General features: G+C 70.1%; 16 protein-coding genes, 1 other RNA gene and 1 pseudogene. 7 read left to right on the top strand and 11 right to left on the bottom strand.

Features of this window, described 5'->3' with window-relative positions; genetic code table 11:
* Positions 1-59: 59 nt before the first annotated feature.
* Together BLS95_RS03325 and BLS95_RS03330 are read right to left on the bottom strand one after the other, a co-directional pair.
* Complete coding sequence (locus tag BLS95_RS03325) at positions 60-1,049, bottom strand: helix-turn-helix transcriptional regulator (RefSeq protein ID WP_090929888.1); 990 nt, start codon at positions 1,047-1,049, stop codon at positions 60-62.
* A gap of 61 nt (positions 1,050-1,110) precedes the next feature.
* Positions 1,111-2,544 (bottom strand): Nramp family divalent metal transporter, encoded by a 1,434-nt coding sequence (locus BLS95_RS03330; protein WP_090929241.1) that lies wholly within the window; start codon positions 2,542-2,544, stop codon positions 1,111-1,113.
* Positions 2,545-2,793: 249 nt separating this feature from the next.
* On the opposite strand from BLS95_RS03330, the gene BLS95_RS03335 reads away from it, so the two are divergent.
* Positions 2,794-3,189, top strand: a complete 396-nt coding sequence (locus BLS95_RS03335) for an SSI family serine proteinase inhibitor (RefSeq protein WP_176993000.1) — start codon at positions 2,794-2,796, stop codon at positions 3,187-3,189.
* Between the two features lie 53 nt (positions 3,190-3,242).
* Here BLS95_RS03335 and BLS95_RS03340 read toward each other — a convergent pair whose 3' ends face one another.
* The 4 genes and pseudogenes from BLS95_RS03340 to BLS95_RS58880 all read right to left on the bottom strand — a co-directional run.
* Positions 3,243-4,265 (bottom strand): dipeptidase, encoded by a 1,023-nt coding sequence (locus BLS95_RS03340; protein WP_090929245.1) that lies wholly within the window; start codon positions 4,263-4,265, stop codon positions 3,243-3,245.
* A gap of 196 nt (positions 4,266-4,461) precedes the next feature.
* Complete coding sequence (locus tag BLS95_RS03345; protein ID WP_245764873.1) at positions 4,462-5,538, bottom strand: flavin-containing monooxygenase; 1,077 nt, start codon at positions 5,536-5,538, stop codon at positions 4,462-4,464.
* A gap of 59 nt (positions 5,539-5,597) precedes the next feature.
* The gene (locus tag BLS95_RS55390; protein ID WP_176992998.1) at positions 5,598-5,831 is read right to left on the bottom strand and encodes a hypothetical protein; all 234 of its coding nucleotides are present in this window, start codon (positions 5,829-5,831) and stop codon (positions 5,598-5,600) included.
* A 241-nt stretch (positions 5,832-6,072) separates the two neighbouring features.
* Positions 6,073-6,273 (bottom strand): annotated as a pseudogene (locus tag BLS95_RS58880) (FAD-dependent oxidoreductase); the annotation flags it as partial.
* Between the two features lie 115 nt (positions 6,274-6,388).
* On the opposite strand from BLS95_RS58880, the gene BLS95_RS03355 reads away from it, so the two are divergent.
* From BLS95_RS03355 to rnpB, 4 genes are all read left to right on the top strand, one after another.
* On the top strand, positions 6,389-7,174 hold the full coding sequence (locus BLS95_RS03355) for a Nif3-like dinuclear metal center hexameric protein (protein ID WP_090929247.1): 786 nt from the start codon (positions 6,389-6,391) through the stop codon (positions 7,172-7,174).
* A 2-nt stretch (positions 7,175-7,176) separates the two neighbouring features.
* Positions 7,177-7,917 (top strand): zinc ribbon domain-containing protein, encoded by a 741-nt coding sequence (locus tag BLS95_RS03360; protein WP_090929250.1) that lies wholly within the window; start codon positions 7,177-7,179, stop codon positions 7,915-7,917.
* The gene (locus BLS95_RS03365) at positions 7,914-9,281 is read left to right on the top strand and encodes a bifunctional RNase H/acid phosphatase (protein ID WP_090929251.1); all 1,368 of its coding nucleotides are present in this window, start codon (positions 7,914-7,916) and stop codon (positions 9,279-9,281) included. The genes BLS95_RS03360 and BLS95_RS03365 overlap by 4 nt, the downstream gene beginning before the upstream one ends.
* 114 nt (positions 9,282-9,395) lie before the next feature.
* Positions 9,396-9,783: RNase P RNA component class A (rnpB, locus tag BLS95_RS03370), an RNA gene on the top strand.
* A 43-nt stretch (positions 9,784-9,826) separates the two neighbouring features.
* Here rnpB and BLS95_RS03375 read toward each other — a convergent pair.
* A complete protein-coding gene (locus BLS95_RS03375) occupies positions 9,827-10,555 on the bottom strand; it encodes a LysR family substrate-binding domain-containing protein (protein ID WP_245764803.1) in 729 nt (242 codons plus the stop codon).
* A gap of 54 nt (positions 10,556-10,609) precedes the next feature.
* Between BLS95_RS03375 and BLS95_RS03380 the strand changes: the two genes are divergently transcribed.
* Positions 10,610-10,981: a DUF5997 family protein gene (locus BLS95_RS03380; protein WP_090929253.1), complete on the top strand. Its 372-nt coding sequence runs from the start codon at positions 10,610-10,612 to the stop codon at positions 10,979-10,981.
* Between the two features lie 36 nt (positions 10,982-11,017).
* Here BLS95_RS03380 and BLS95_RS03385 read toward each other — a convergent pair whose 3' ends face one another.
* Complete coding sequence (locus BLS95_RS03385) at positions 11,018-11,539, bottom strand: hypothetical protein (protein ID WP_090929255.1); 522 nt, start codon at positions 11,537-11,539, stop codon at positions 11,018-11,020.
* Between the two features lie 193 nt (positions 11,540-11,732).
* Entirely contained in the window at positions 11,733-12,452 is a 720-nt protein-coding gene (locus BLS95_RS03390; RefSeq protein ID WP_090929256.1) for a MerR family transcriptional regulator, read from the bottom strand.
* Between the two features lie 87 nt (positions 12,453-12,539).
* Here BLS95_RS03390 and BLS95_RS03395 point away from each other — a divergent pair, with 87 nt between their 5' ends.
* On the top strand, positions 12,540-13,028 hold the full coding sequence (locus tag BLS95_RS03395; RefSeq protein WP_090929258.1) for a DUF6194 family protein: 489 nt from the start codon (positions 12,540-12,542) through the stop codon (positions 13,026-13,028).
* A 66-nt stretch (positions 13,029-13,094) separates the two neighbouring features.
* Here BLS95_RS03395 and BLS95_RS03400 read toward each other — a convergent pair whose 3' ends face one another.
* Both BLS95_RS03400 and BLS95_RS03405 read right to left on the bottom strand, forming a co-directional pair.
* On the bottom strand, positions 13,095-13,502 hold the full coding sequence (locus BLS95_RS03400; RefSeq protein WP_090929260.1) for a DUF7144 family membrane protein: 408 nt from the start codon (positions 13,500-13,502) through the stop codon (positions 13,095-13,097).
* A 308-nt stretch (positions 13,503-13,810) separates the two neighbouring features.
* On the bottom strand, positions 13,811-16,054 hold the full coding sequence (locus tag BLS95_RS03405; protein WP_090929262.1) for a SulP family inorganic anion transporter: 2,244 nt from the start codon (positions 16,052-16,054) through the stop codon (positions 13,811-13,813).
* Between the last annotated feature and the right edge of the window lie 61 nt (positions 16,055-16,115).

Below are 16,115 nucleotides of genomic sequence, written 5' to 3' on the forward strand. Positions count from 1 at the left end.
GGCCCCCTGGCCCCCGGACTGACCGCCACCCACCCCGGGCCGGCTCACTCAGGACCGGCTCACTCGGGACCGGCGGCCTCCGTTCCCGGGCGGGGGGCGGCCGCCCGACGGTAGCGCTCCGACAGCCGTAGTACGTGCTCGGCCAGCTCCGGCGGATCGAGCACCTCGAAGTCCACGCCGAGGAACCCGATCCACACGGCCATCCCCGGCAGGTCGTCGCCGCCCAGCTTGACCAGGCAGGAGACCTCGTCGACCGGTTCGACGTCGAGCCCCAGCGGCAGCGCGCTCATCCGCTCGGCCGGGGCGTGCAGCAGCACCGTGGCCCGGTGGCGCCACATCGCCGTGCTGACGCCCTTCTCCACGTAGCCGGCCACGTCCCCGCCCTCCGGCAGTTCGCGCGGGGTGAACCGGGGACCGCCCGGCGTGCGCGGACGCAGCCGGTCCACCCGGAACGTCCGCCAGTCCCGCCGTTCGACGTCGTAGCCCACCAGGTACCAGCGGCCACGCCGGTGCACCAGGCGGTGCGGCTCGACGTCGCGTACGGTCGCCTCGCCCTCGTGGCCGGTGTAGTCGAAGCGGATCCGCTCGTGGTCGCGGGCGGCGTTCGCGATCATTGTCAGCACCTCGGGGGCTACCGTGGCCGGGGTGCCGCCCATGGGGACCTGCACCGTGTACGCGTTGAGCGCGCTCACCCTTCGACGCAGCCGGGACGGCAGCACCTGCTCCAGCTTGGCCAGGGCGCGTACCGAGGTCTCCTCGATGCCCTCCACGCCGCCCCCGGCGGCCCTGCCGAGCCCGACCGCGACCGCGACGGCCTCGTCGTCGTCGAGCAGCAGCGGCGGCAGCGCCGCCCCCGCGCCCAGCCGGTAGCCGCCCGCGACCCCCGGTGTGGCGTGCACCGGGTAGCCGAGCGAGCGCAGGCGCTCGACGTCGTAGCGGATGGTCCTGGTCGAGACCCCGAGCCGGGCGGACAGCTCGGGGCCCGACCACTCCCGGTGGGCCTGGAGGAGGGAGAGCAGCTTGAGCAGGCGGGCGGCGGTATCAAGCATGGCGTCCATTGTGCCTGCTATCGCGGCAAGAATCCTTCCGCGTTCGGGGCGGACCAGGCCGTCATCCGCCGAACAGGTTCTGTGCCTGCTGGATGACGACCAGCACGGTCAGCGTGCCGAAGAACGCCACCGACCACACCAGCGCGCCCAGCCGGTAGGAGCGGACCCTGATGGCCTCGGGCAGCGCCCGCCGGTTCAGGATGATCAGCAGGATCGAGTAGACGAACATCATCACGGCGGCGAAGCACGCCGAGAACACCAGCAGGATCAGCGGCTGATCGAAGCCCAGCAGCAGGATCGTGATGCCCACCAGCGCCAGGGCCCAGACGACCACGAAGTACACCTGGTTCACGGAGACGGGCCTGTCCCGCAGGTAGACCGTCTTGATCGTGTCGGAGGCCAGCCGCGAGGTGTAGTCCACGATGCCCATGGCCGAGGCGAACAGCGCCAGCGCCCCGATCAGCCAGAACAGCACCCCGAACCACGGGCCCACGGTCTGCTGCAGCACCTGGCCCTCGACCTGCAGGAATCCGATGCTGTTGGCCAGCCCGGACCGGCCGAACACGGTCGAATACGCCAGCATCGACATCAGCGCGATCGTCACGAACGACACCAGGGCGAACGTCCACGCCTGCTCAAGGTTCGCGAAGCGCCACCACTGCCGCCAGCGTGCCAGGTTCTCCTTCGTCGGCGCGAACTGGAACCCGGTCGACGCCGTCGCCTCCTGCTGCCCGGTCACGGGGCTGACCAGGCGCGGGACGTACTGGCCCATGCCGAAGCCCTTGTCGCGGATCCAGTTGCTCTGGCACAGGTTCTGGCCGCCGCCCGCGCCGGCGTACGCGATGGCGCCCATGAGCACCGAGAACTCCAGCGGCGGGACCGGCAGCCGGGCGTCGACGGTCAGGCCCCGGCCCAGCTCGACCCAGCTCTCGGCGTTGATCGCGAACAGGATGGAGACCACGATCAGGGTCGCCACCAGGGCGATCTTCACGAAGATCACCCGTTCCAGGGCGATGTAGATCACCGGAGCCAGTGTCAGGCCGAGCGCGATCACGACGAGCATGCCGATCGCGATCCAGCGCACGCTGCCCTGGCCCGAACCGGTCAGATAGGTCACCATGGTCGCGGACGAGGTCACCCAGCCGGGCCAGAGGTTCGAGCAGAGGGTCATGACCACGAAGACCAGGCCCCAGTGCTTCCACATCCTGCTGAAACCGGTCAGCGCGGTCTCGCCGGTGGCCAGGGTGTAACGCTCGATCTCCATGTTCAGGAACCACTGGGTGATGATCCCGATCGCGGCGCCCCAGACGAATATCAGCCCGACCTGGGAGGCGATGTAGGGCCAGAGGATGAACTCGCCCGAGGCCAGGCCGACGCCCGCGCCCACCAGGCCGGGGCCGATGACACGCCAGGCGGAGCGGGGTGGTTCGGGCAGGTCGCGGACGGTGACGGCAGGTAGGACTCGCGCAGGAACGGTGGGGGTGAACTCCGCCATGCGGATCTCCTTTTTACGGCTTCCTGGCAGCCAGGTTACAGAGATCTGTAATGTCGGTGGAATACCTGGTTAACCGCCTTTTGGCAGCCATGACTTCCTCCCCGTGAATAGCCGGTGCGGATAGCCCTGTGTATCCAGGCGATCACCGTTCGGTCACTACATCACCAGTAGTCGCGTAACAGTCACTCCCTGTAATCATGTGAGGTGCGCCGTTCCATGCGGGGACGGCCTTTGACCAGGGAGGTTTCCATGACGCTCGTGCTGACCGCAGCCCGCAGAGTGGCCGCGATCGGGCTGTGCGCGGTCGCGACCCTCGCGGCGCCGGCCACGGCGCTCCCCGCCGCCGCGGCAGCGGGCGCGGATCTCTACATCACCGTCACGCCCCGCGACGAAGGCGCGCACTCGATGCATCTCACCTGCGACCCGGACGGCGGGTTCCATCCCCGGCCGGTGGAGGCGTGCGAGGTCCTGCACTCCGTCAAGGGCTACTTCCGCAATCTCAACGTCAACCCGGGGGCCTGCCCGCGGATCTGGGACCCGATCGAGGTCGAGGTCAACGGCCACTGGTACGGCCGGCCGAACCCGTACTACCAGGAGTTCCCCAACCCTTGCGAAATGGAGCGGAAGCTCGGTCCGATCGTCTGAGGGGTGTTTCCATGGTCATGCCCGCCCGCGGTCATCGCGGGCGGGCATTCCGTTCAGAGCAGGTCCCCGAAGAACCGGTGCACGTTGCCGCCGATGATCTTCGTGACGTCCTTCTCCGGCAGGCCGCGGCCGAGCAGGCCCTCGGTGACCATGGGCAGCCCCGACGGCCCCGCCAGGCCGGGGATCGCGGCCCTGGGATCCACGCCCCGGTAGGTGACCCCCTCGCAGCACGGCCGCGTCAGGTCGGCCATGACCTCGCGGATGAAGTCCGGGCCGAGGCCGACGTGGTCGATCCCGGCGACCTCCGCGACGTGCTCGATGTGGTCGAGCAGCCGGTCGAGCGTCGCGTCCTCCTCGCGCTCGGCGAGGAAGGGGGCGAAGAAGTTCACGCAGATCACGCCGCCGGTGCCCGCGACTCCGCGGAGCTGTTCGTCGGTGAGGTTGCGGTGGTGGTCGCGCAGTGCGCGGGCGGCCGAATGGGTGGCCATGACCGGCTTGGTGGCCAGCTCCAGCACGTGCGCGACGCCGGAGGCGCCCAGGTGGGAGACGTCGAACACGATGCCGAGCCGCTCCATCTCCGCCAGCGCGGCGACGCCGTGCGAGGTCAGCCCGCTGCCCGTGGCGTCCTCGCCGCTGCCGTCGGCCAGCGCCGTGCGGCCGAAGTGGGCGATGGAGGCGACCCGCACGCCCAGCCGGTGCATGGTCGAGATCAGCTCCACGTCGGCGTCGAGGCCGGGCATGCTCTCCATCGCGAGCACCAGCGCGATCTTGCCCTCGTCCAGCGCCCGGTCGATCGCGGCGGCGTCCAGACAGATCCGCACCTGGTCGGCGTTGCCCTCGGCGAGCACGTGCGCACACTCGATCATGCGCAACGTCTGCCGCAACGCGCCCTCCGGCCGGTAGTCGTCCTCGATGTAGACGGGCAACACCTGCAGGTTCACGCCGCCCTCGACGAGCTGCGGCAGCCATCGCTCCCGGAAGAACGAGGCCCACTGCTCCGGCGGGCGGGCGGAGACGGCCATCAGAAGATCGTTGTGTGTGTCGGCGACAACCGCACGCTGATGCAGAGACGTCATGTTACGGACGCTATCCCCTTGCAGGCCGAAAACCCTACTTTCATCTGGTACGGCAGAGCCAAGCCGGCCGCCACCCGCCGCACGTGGCCCAGGGCCTCCAGGAAAACGCCCGCTGACCGGCGCGTGGCGGGCCGCCGTTACGTGCGCCCCGTGGACCGGCCGGGTGGTCCCTTCGTCGCCCGGTCCTATGTGGGGTCTATTCGGGGGCGATGGTTCGGTAGGCGGGCCTCGGGGGTTCGGCCGTCAGGCGGCGGTAGAGGGTCGTGGGGCCCGGCCAGTTGTTCGTGATGCGGCCCTCGGCCGTCTTGTACCAGCTCTGGCACCCGCCGCTCCACACCATCCGCTCCATCGCCGCGTCCAACTGCCTGCTCCATGCCGCCATCGCCTCGGGCCGGACCTCTATGGGGCCGGACGCGGTGAGGTGGGGCAGGCAGGACATGATGTGGTTCACCTGGCACTCGATCATGAAGACGATGGAGTTGTGGCCGAGGTTGGTGTTGGGGCCGTAGAGCAGGAACATGTTGGGGAAGTCCGGCACCGAGATGCCGAGGTAGGCCTCGGCTCCGTCCTTCCACCGGTCCGTCAGGGAGCGGCCGCCGCGACCCCGGACCTCCATCGGGGCCAGGAACTCGGTGCTCGTGAAGCCGGTGGCGTACACGATCGTGTCGACCTCGTACGGGCCCTCGGTGGTCTCGACGCCCTTCGCGGTGATCCGTACGATCTTGTCGGTGACCACCTCTACATTGGGCCTGGTCAGGGCCGGGTAGAAGGAGCTGTCGATGACGACCCGCTTGCAGCCGGGCGGGTAGTCGGGGGTGAGCTTGGCACGCAGTGCAGGGTCGGGGACCTGGGCGTGCAGGTGCCGCAGGGCCCGCTGCTTGAGCACGTTCTTGCTCCAGCCCTGGGCGAGTGCGGGATAGAGGGTGGCCTCGGCGTAGCGGTAGATCCACTCCCGGTAGGCCCGCTGCAGGCCGGGGACCAGGCGGAGCGCGAGTTTGGCCAGCGGGCCGAACGTGGTGTCCGGCTTGGGGATCACCCAGTTGGGGGTGCGCTGGAAGACGTACAGGCGCTCGACCCGCTCCGCGATCCGCGGCACGAACTGGGCCGCCGACGAGCCGTTCCCGATGACCGCGACCCGCCTGCCGGTGAGATCGTGAGCGTGGTTCCAGCGCGCGGAGTGGAAGGAGATGCCCTCAAACTCCAACATTCCCGATATATCCGGAAGCCGCGGCCGATTAAGCTGCCCCACCCCCACAACCACCACATCAAACACCTCAGTACGCCCACCACCCCCTCCACCGCCCTCATCACCACCGCTGAGCCCGCCGCCCCCTACTCCGCCGACGTCGCCGCCGAGCCCGCCACCGCCGACTCCGCCGCCCCCGACCCCGCCGTCTGCCCCATCGCCGCCCCTGCCCCTGCCGCCGCCGACGTCGCTGCCCTGCCCGCCGCCGCCGAGCCCGCCGCCCCCGAAATCGCCGACGTCGCTGCCGAGCCCGCCACTGCCGAGCTCGCCGCCACCGAGTCCATCGCCACCGCCGACTCCGCCACCCCTACCGCCGTCATCGCGGCCATATCCGGCAGAGGTCCCGGGGGAGGCCGCGGGGGAGGTCCCGGGGGTGGGGTGGCTTGGGTTCGTTGGGGCGACTGTGAGGTGCCACTTTGAGCCGTCGAAGGTGGCGCGGCGCACTTCGGTGCTGAAGTGGATTTTCCTCCTGACGTCGTATTTGTCGGCGCAGCGCTCAAGGTATTCCAAAATTTCGGGCTGCTCGGGATAACGGCGCGTCCAGCTTGCGTACTTCTCGAAGGAGTACGAGTACAGATGCGAGGGAATGTCACACCCCGCCCCCGGATAGCTGTTGTCGCGCCAGGTGCCGCCGAGCCCGTCCGCCTTCTCGAAGACCGTGTAAGAGTGGATCCCGGCCCGTTCGAGCTGGATGGCCATGCACAGTCCGCCGAATCCCGCTCCGATGATCGCGACGCTTGGAGCCATGCCGTCCCTCCGCATGTCAGGGTTCACTTACCCTACGCCGAACCCCGTTCTACCGACACCCCGGCCAAGCCCGCGAAGCCGCCCCGGAGGCCGATAGTCTGCGCACGTGGCTGCTGTTACGTTGACGGACGTGATCGAGGTGCTCGAGGCGGCCTACCCGCCCGCCCGGGCCGAGTCGTGGGACGCGGTGGGGCTGGTCAGCGGGGATCCGGGCCAGGGAGTGCGGCGGGTGTTGTTCGCCGTCGATCCCGTGGCGGCGGTGGCGGCGGAAGCCCTGGAGTGGGAGGCCGACCTGATCGTCACCCACCATCCCCTCTATCTCAGGGGCACTACGAGCGTGGCCGCGACCACGCCGAAGGGGCGGCTGATCCGTACCCTGATCAAGAACGACATCGCCCTCTACACCGCCCACACCAACGCCGACGTGGCCAACCCGGGTGTATCCGACGCCCTGGCCAGGGCCGTGGGCCTGGTCGGCGACCTGGTGCCGCTCCAGTCGTTCCCCGACGACCCGTGGCGCGGGCTCGGCCGGATCGGGGAGTTGCCGGGGGAGGTGACGCTGGGGGAGTTCGCGGCGCAGGCGGCCGAGGGGCTGCCGCGGACGTCCGCGGGCGTTCGCGTCGCGGGAGATCTGTCCCGGCCCGTCAGGCGCGTGGCGGTCAGCGGGGGCGCGGGCGACTCGCTCCTCGAAACGGCCAAGGCCGCGGGGGTAGACGTGTTCCTCACGGCGGATCTGCGGCATCATCCGGCGAGCGAGTTCGTGGAGTCGGGCGGGCCGGCGTTGGTAGACGCGGCGCACTGGGCGACCGAGTGGCCGTGGCTCGACAGCGCCGCGTCCATCCTGCGCGCCAGTGGCGTTAACGTTGAAACGCGTGTCTCCGCCACGGTCACCGATGCTTGGACAAGAGGATATTGATCATGAAAGCTGCCCCTGAGGCCCAGAAGCGATTGCTCGACCTGGCAGAGCTCGACTCCGTGATTGATCGGCTGGCCCACCGCCGCCGGACCCTTCCCGAGCTGGCCGAGATCGACGAGCGGTCCAAGACGTTCGCCCGGCTCTCCACCCAGGTCATCGAGGCCGAGACCGAGGCCGGTGACCTGGCCCGCGAGCAGGCCAAGGCGGAGAGCGACGTCGACGCGGTGCGCACACGCGCCGACCGCGACCAGAAGCGCCTCGACTCCGGCGCCGTGACCTCGCCGCGTGACCTGGCGAGCCTCCAGTCCGAGATCGCCTCGCTGCACAGGCGCCAGGGCGACCTGGAAGAAGTCGTCCTGGAGATCATGGAGCGCCGCGAGGCCGCCGACACCAAGGTCGCCGACCTGGCGAGGCAGCGCGACGAGGTCGCCGCCGCCCTCGCCACCGCCGAGGACCGTCGCGACGCGGGGCTCAACGAGATCGACAAGGAGGCGGGCGAGGTCCAGGGCCGCCGCGCCGGCGTCTCCGGCGAGATCCCCGCCGACCTGCTCGCCCTCTACGAGAAGCTCAGGGACCAGTACGGCGTGGGCGCCGCGATGCTGCACGGCGGCCGGTGCCAGGGTTGCAAGGTGGCTCTGTCCATCGCCGAGATGAACCGCATCAAGGCCGCCCCTCACGACGAGGTGCTCCGGTGCGACGAGTGCCGCCGCATCCTCGTACGCACGGCGGAGTCGGGCATTTGACGTCTTATGTCATCGAGGCGGACGGCGGCTCGCGGGGCAACCCGGGGCCGGCGGGTTACGGCGCGGTCGTCAAGGACGCCTCCGACGGGCAGGTGCTGGCGGAGACGGCCGAGGCGATCGGCGTCACGACCAACAACGTCGCCGAATACCGCGGCCTGATCGCCGGTCTCACGGCCGTGCTCCGGCTGGGCGGTGACGGGGCGTCGGTGGCGGTGCGGATGGACTCCAAGCTGGTCGTCGAGCAGATGGCGGGCCGCTGGAAGATCAAGAACGAGGGGCTGCGGCCGCTCGCGCTGGAGGCCGGCGCGCTGGCCAGGCGGCTGCGGGTGACGGAGTGGACCTGGATCCCGCGCGAGCGCAACAAGCACGCCGACCGCCTGGCCAACGAGGCGATGGACGCCGCCGCCAAGGGCCTGACCTGGAAGGCCGGAGGCACCAGCGCCCCGCCCCCGGCCGCGGAAGGCACCGCACGGCCATCGGCCCCGCCCCCGAGCCCAGAAAGCACCAGAGAGCCATCGGCCCAGACCGCGGAGAGCACTCGACGGCCATCGTCGGGGCCGTCCTCCAAGGCGACCGCCCGGCGGGCGGCTCCGTCGGCTCGGCAGACCGACCTCCTGGACGCGGGCGACTTTTCCGACCTGTCCGCCCCCACCGCCTCCCTGGTCACCGCCCAGCAGCGAGCCAAGGGCACCCGCACAGGCCCGGGCACCGGCACCGGCTGGGCCCCGCCCACCCGCGTCGCCACGTCGTTGCTCCTGCTCAGGCATGGCGAGACCGAGCTGTCCCTGGAGCGCAGGTTCTCCGGGCGCGGCGACGCCGAGCTCACCGCCAACGGCCTGGCCCAGGCGTCGGCGGCGGCGGAGAGGCTGTCGCGGGAGCCGTACCGACTGGACGTGATCGTCACCTCGCCGCTCAAGCGCGCCCGGCAGACGGCCGAGGCGGTCGCCCAGCTGACCGGCCTCGACGTGGAGGTGGACGAAGACCTCAGGGAGACCGATTTCGGCGCCTGGGAGGGCCACACGTTCACCGAAGTGCAGCGCCGCTGGCCCGCCGAACTCACCGCCTGGCTCGCCGACCCGGAAGCCGCCCCGCCGGGCGGCGAGAGCTTCGCCACCACCGCCCACCGCGTCCAGGCGGCGGGCGCCCGGCTGGTCGAGCGCCACGAGGGCAAGACCGTGCTCGCCGTCTCGCACGTGACGCCGATCAAGATGCTGCTGCGGTTCGCCCTGATGGCGCCGCTGGAGTCCCTCTACCGGATGCACCTCGACCTGGCGTGCCTGTCGCTGATCGAGTATTACGCGGACGGGCCGGCCGTGGTGAAGTCGTTCAACGACATCTCGCACCTGACCGGGCACCGCCGCTGACCAGCGGGCCGTGCCGGGCACCGCCAGAACACCCGGCACGGCCGCCGACGCCATCGTCCCTCACGCGATGGCGTCGTGTAGGGAATAGCGTGAGACTTGGTACAGTTCTGCAGACGAGTCGGCCGGGCGACCGCGTCGGGCCCACGGGCCCGCCGAGGAAGGTCCGGGCTCCACAGGGCAGGGTGGTCGGTAACACCGACCCGGGGTGACCCGCGGGACAGTGCCACAGAAAGCAGACCGCCTCCCGGCCTACGGGAGGTAAGGGTGAAAGGGTGGTGTAAGAGACCACCAGCGCCCACGGTGACGTGGGCGGCTAGGTAAACCCCACCCGGAGCAAGGTCAAGAAGGGACGCTCCCTGGAGTGTCCCGCGCGCGACGTTCGAGGGCTGCCCGCCCGAGCCGCGCGGGTAGACCGCTTGAGGCCGCCGGCAACGACGGCCCTAGATGGATGGTCGCCCCTTCACACGAAGGACAGAACCCGGCCTACAGGCCGACTCGTCACCTCATCTTGAATGCGCATCGGACGTAAGTCTGAGCGGTGAAGATCACCGGGGCCGGCGGCCCTTCCTTTTGCGGTTGCCCAGCGCGGCCCGGCCGCCGGAGCCGTTCCGTATGGGTTTCTGGGCCTGTCGCTGGGCCGGTTTCTCCGCGGAGGGGGCTGAGGTTCGGCCTCGCGAGCTGTTCACTGTCCGGCCGCGGACGATGCCGATGAAATCTTCCACCAGGTCGGTGGTCGCGTCCGTGGGCCAGGCCAGCGCGACCTGGGACTGCGGCGCGTCCGGCACCGGCCGATAAGTGAGATCCCTGCGGTGGTGGAGACGTGCCAGGGACTGCGGGACCAGGAGAAGCCCGGTGCCGGCCGCCACCAGCTCGACCGCCTGTGCCGTGGTGTCCGGGCGGGTGAACGCGGGCAACCCGGGCCGGACCGCCCACTCGATGACGTCGTCCAGAGGATGGAGCACCTCGTCGTCGGTCAGGTCGGCGACGGCCACCTCCTCGACGGCGGCCACCGCGTGGTCCTTGGGCACCACGACCACCGTGGTCTCCACGTAAAGAGGAATCACGCTGAGCCCGTCGCGGTCGACCGGCAACCTGACGAACGCGGCGTCGGCGCCGCCACTCCGCAGGAGCCCCACCGCCTCGGCGACGTCGGCCGTCACCAGGGTGAGTGGTACGTCGGGCATCCTCTCGGTCCAGACGTTGACCCATTTCGCGGGTGTCACCCCGGGCACGTAAGCCAGCCGGAACATCCTGCCGGTCTCTTCCTCAGTCACTTCCTCAGCGTACCGATGTCAGGAAACCCGCTCCGACTGACTACTCTTGGCGCCATGAACTCGCCCAAACCGAAGACCATCCAGACGATGAAGCCCGAGACCGCGGCCAAGAAGCTGGGTGTCCTCCTCTCGGCCACGCCCGCCGAGTTCCAGGCGGGTGTCGTCTCCAGGGACGAGCTCAACGAGTTGCAGTCCACTCCGCCCGCCTGGCTCGCTGACCTGCGCCGCAATGGTCCGCACCCCAAGCAGGTGGTCGCCGCGAAGCTTGGGGTCTCCATCTCCGGCCTGATCAGAGGCGGGATCACCGAGCCGCTCACCACCGCTGAGATCGATGCGTTGAAGGCGGAGAATCCGGAGTGGCTGGAGCGCGAGCGGTCCATCCAGGCTGAGACCCGCAACGAAGCACTCCGCCTCAAACAACGTTAGACAGCGGGGATCTCCTTCGAGACCGCCGCGGCTCCCTTATCTGATCACGTCGTTGCGCTTCAGGTAGCGCAGGATCTTCCATCCCGCGAAGACCAGCATGGCGCCGATCACCAGCAGGGCGGCCGAGTCGACCAGCACGTTGCGCTCGGCCGCCACGGGTGCGGCCGCAGGTAGTTCCGTCTGAGCCTCGATGATGGGCTGCTGCGACGCGGCGGTCGGCGCTGGGGTGGGGGCCACGATCGGAGGCTGCGCCTCGGCCACGACGGGGGCCTGGGCGTCCGTCTGCTCGGGGTTGCTCGTGGGCGGCTGTGCGGGTGCCTGCGCGACCTGCTGCGGCACCTGCTGAGTGACCGTGACGGTGGCTGGAGCGGACGCGGACTTGGGTGTCGTTGTCAGCGTGGGGCTGGCCGTGACCGTGACCGTGGGGGTGGTCGTCCGCTTGGGGGTCTGGGTCGGCGTGGCCGTGATCGTACGGGTGGCCGTGGTGGTGGTCGTGGCGGTGGCCGTCGCGGTCTTCGTGGTGGTGACGACGACCTTGCGCGTAGCCGTGACGGTCACGGGCGGCTGCGTGACCGTGGCCGTGACTGTGGTCTGGGGCTCGCTCGTGGTTGAAGCAGGGGGCGAGGTCAAGACTGTCCATTCGTTGATCTGGCAGCACGGCGACCATACCAGTCAGACGGGGACGATGACTCCAGAATCGCCCGCCATGTCATGGCTTGTTCTTCCTACCTCCTCTGACCAGGGGTCGGGATCACGTGTCAGCAGGGTCGGGCGGTGGTGAAGTGGCGAGCGCGAGTACGGCGCTGAGGGCGGCCCCACCGTCGAGCAGGGCCCGGGAGCGAGCCGTGATGCCGGCGTCCCTGGCGGCCAGCGCGGAGGCGACCTCCGCCAGCCGGCGGGCACGCCGCAGCTCCGGCATGAGGGCCCGCAGGGGTGCGATGCGGTAACCGGCCTTGCGGAGCTGGTGGACGATCCGTGCGTCCCGCACCTGGGACGGGGTGTAGCGTCGCATTCCGCGTGCGGGGTCGCGGTCGGGGACGACCAACTCTTCCGCGTCCCAGTGCCGCAACGTCGAGGTACGTACGCCGAGCGCGGCGGCGAGCTCCGAGACGCTCATCGAGTCCGACGCCCGGACGTCCTCGATCGGCTCGCTGGAGATCGCCTGGGCCGCCTCCTCGGCCTGCCGCAGGTCCCTGCGCTCCGCGTCGAGCCGGGCGTGCGCCGCGTCGAGCAGGGCGAGCACCTCCGAGACGGGGAACCGGTGGACGGCCCCGACGATCCGCTTGGCCTCGATGGGACCCGTGCCGGCGGCGAGTGCCCGGTAGGCCAGCGCGGACAGCAGATGTATCTCTCCGTAGATCCGGTAGCCCGTGGCGGTGCGTGCCGCCGGTGGCAACACGCCGTCACGCTCAAGGTTGCGCACCTGCTGTACGGAGTATCCGGCCCGCCGCGCGACATCGGCGGTACGCATGTCCCGCGATTTGCGACCTGACACCTCGATGTCCCACAGTCCTAGCCCCAAAGTCTCCACAAGCACCTTAATGCGACGCTTGAGCACATGACCATTGACGAGATCATCAGCTTCGTGGAAGGGCTCGGCGGCGTCCTGACCCTGAAGCCGGGACCCGGCGACGGCTCGCCGGAGCTCAGCTGGGGCGACACGTTCTTCTACTATTCGCCCGACGGCGTCGTCCCGACGACGATCCAGCCCTTCGCGACCATCGTGACGAAGGACTACCCCGAGGACAAGTCGTCCCGCCTGGACCGGCCGGACGTCTTCCGCGTGAACGTCGCCGCCGGGAAGGAGGAATTCATCCGCTGGACCGGCCACGCGCCCCGCGAACCGGCCGCTACTGAGGCCGACCCCAGCGCCGCCGACACCGTGATCGCGCACCCTGTCTACGGCGCCCAAGGCTGGCTGGCGGTGGTGAACCCGGGTCCGCGGACCGCGGCGGCGATCCATGAGCTGCTGCGTACGGCACACCAGCTCGCACGCTCCCGCTATGAGCGGCGCGCGGACGCGGGCCAGGGACGGCCCACCGCCTGACGGACGGGGACGAGCCCCGGCGGCCGGGCGGGCGGGGACGAGCCCCGGCGGCCGGGCGGGCGTTCGTCAGGCGCCGTAGGACCTGGCCTCGCGGCCGTGCACGATCAGCGCGTACAGCACCAGGACGTCCACCGCGATGGCCGCCAGCGACCACCACGGGTTCACCGTGATCCAAACGAGCTGCGTCATCGCGTTGATCGTGACGAGTATCGCGGCCAGGATCCTGGCCCAGGTCTGGCCGGCCATCAGGGCGAGGCCGGCCAGGAAGAGCACGATCCCGAAAATCAGGTGGGTCCAGCCCCAGCCGGACACGTCGAGGAGCAGCAGCCGGGACGGCATCCGGACGTACAGGTCGCTGTTGAGCACCGCGTACAGGCCGCTGACGATGTTGAAGACGCCGCTGATGATCATCAGGATGGCTGCGAACCACACCCAGCCCACCCAGCCGGTCACATGCCGTGTTTCGTAGGCCATTTATCGGACCTCCCCCGAAGTCAACGTAAATGGTCATGTGCCCGGTCGTGTCTCTCGGTAATCACCCGCTGACGTAGGGAAGGACGCCGGTGGTGAGGGGCGGAGGTGTCGTCCCGCTGTCTCGCTGTCATCGGCGGCCCCGTTCGGGCACAGCTCGACAGCGGGCACCTCCGCCCCTCCGGCCCCTGGGAGTCAGGACCGACGTCGCGAGGAACGCCATGGGCACCTGGTGAACCTCGCCGGCACCAGGGACACTAACCCGGCGCCCCGGCCCCGGTCTGCGCAGTATTACTCAGATCCCGATTCACTCATTCCTCGGCCGCGGCCAGCGGGCGAGCGGTCGGGCGAATCGCGGGCGCGGGCCGTAGCGGCGGCACCATGTGCACCCGGGCCGAGCCGATGTCGAAGAACAACCCCACCAGCTCCAGCTTGCCCGCCCTGACCTGCTCGTCGACCTTCCGGTATGTACGCAGGTTCTCCAGCTGCTGCTGCACGTTGACCCGGCACAGCACGTCCAGAGCGCCCGTGTGCAGCCGATCACCCTCGGTCTCGATGAACGTGGCCAGGCTGTGGTTTCCGTGCCGCAGCCACCTTCTCAGCCCCGGCAGGCTGCCCGCCTGCACCCCGCCGCTCAGCACCCCGGCCATCGCCCCGCACCCGGAGTGACCGCACACCGTGATCGTGTGCACGCCCAGCACCTGCGTCGCGTATTCGATCGCCGCCACCACCGAGTCGTCGTTCGGCTCGGCCCCCCGGCGCGGCACCAGGTTGCCGATGTTGCGCACCGTGAACAGGTCCCCGGGCCCGCTCGCCGTGATCAGGCTGGGCATGATCCTGGAGTCCGCGCACGTGATGAACAGGTGCGTCGGCTGCTGCTTACGCGCCAGCTCGGTGAAGATGGGCCGCACCAGCGGCGCCGTACGCCGGTGGTATTCCCGCGCCCCCACCGTGAGCTGGCACTCCGCCCGCGCGGTCGCGCCGTCCTGAGTGGTGGTCGGCGAGGACGGGCGGCGCCCACGGTGAGCCCACGGCAGCCACCAGCGGTCCGGCGCCTTCGGCGGCGACTTGACGGGGAACAGGCGAGCCCCGCTGGCCGCCAGCGCGTACCACTCGTCGTGCAGCTCGTCGATGTCGACCGTGCCGCCGATGCGCTCGTGGTCCAGCCGCCAGGAGTGGATGGCCTCGAAGGCGGCGTTGTCCATGAAGTCGATGTTCAGGTCGAGGTCCACGGGCGTGCCCGCGGGGATCGCCCGCAGCTCGTGCGTCAGCTTGGGCACCCCCAGGAACGTCAGCGAGCCCGAGATCGTCACGTGCAGCCGGCCCTCGCGGTCCTCCTGCTTCAGCACCGTGACCCAGGTCAGGCGGCGCAGCGCCAGCAGCGCGGCCAGAGCCAGCCCGGCCAGCACCCCCTCGGCGAGCCCGAGCAGGATCACCGCGACCATCGTCACCACGTAGACGGGCACCTCGCCGTGGCCGTGGACCTTCCTGACGTGGCCCAGGTTCACCATCTGCACGCCGATGAACACCAGCAGCGCCGCCAGCGCCTCCAGCGGGATCAGTTTGATCAGCCAGCCGAACCCGAGCGCGAACGCCAGCACCCACACCCCGTGCAGGATCGTTGAGCACCGCGTGCGGGCGCCCGCCTGTACGTTGGCGGTGCTCCGCACGATCACCCCGGCCACCGGCAGGCCGCCGAGCGCGCCGGTGACCATGTTGGCCACGCCCTGGCCGGTCAGCTCCTGGTCGAGGTCGGCACGACGGCCGCCGTGCATCCCGTCGACCGCCACCGAGCACAGCAGCGACTCGGCCCCGGCCAGCAGCGCCACCAGCATCACCCCGGCCACGATCAGGTGCCAGTCGCCGCTGGGCAGCACGGGGAACGCCCACTCGGTGACGCTGTCCGACAGATCGACGCGCGTGACCTCCCAGTCGAACACCCCCGCCGTCACCGCCGCCGCGAGCAGCGCGACCAGCGGCGCGGGAATCGCCTTGACCCGCTTGGGCAGCCGCGTCCACAGCGCCAGCACCGTGATCGTGAGCAGGCCGATCGCGACCTTGTGCCCGTGCAGGTCGGCGATCTGGCCGGGGAGCTCGATGATGTTCGCCACGGCCGAGCGCTGCGGGCTGCCGCCCAGCACGATGTGCAGCTGGGAGAGCGCGATGATCACGCCGACGCTCGCCAGCATGCCGTGGATGACGGCCGGCGACACCGCCAGCGCCGCCCTGGCCGCCTTGAACACCCCCAGCAGGAGCTGGACGGCCCCGGCCATCAGGGTGATCATGCAGGTGGCCCGCCACCCGTAGGTGTGCACGAGATCCACGACCACGAGGGACAGGCCCGCGGCGGGACCGCTGACCTGGACGGCCGAGCCGCCCAGCGCGCCCGCCACGATCCCGCCCACGACGGCGGCGATCAGCCCGGCTGCCAGGGGTGCCCCGGAGGCCATCGCGATGCCCAGGGAGAGGGGCACCGCGACGAGGAAAACCACGAGCGAGGCTGGCACGTCGTGCCGGAGGGTGCTCAGCCAGCTACTCTGCGTGTCGCGGAACATGGAGCAAACCCTATTGCTCCGTCGACCCTGCTTTGAATGCGCGTCACGCTGGTTTTACGGA

Origin of the sequence: Nonomuraea jiangxiensis (genome assembly GCF_900099965.1) — a bacterium.
GTDB classification, from domain to species: Bacteria; Actinomycetota; Actinomycetes; order Streptosporangiales; family Streptosporangiaceae; genus Nonomuraea; species Nonomuraea jiangxiensis.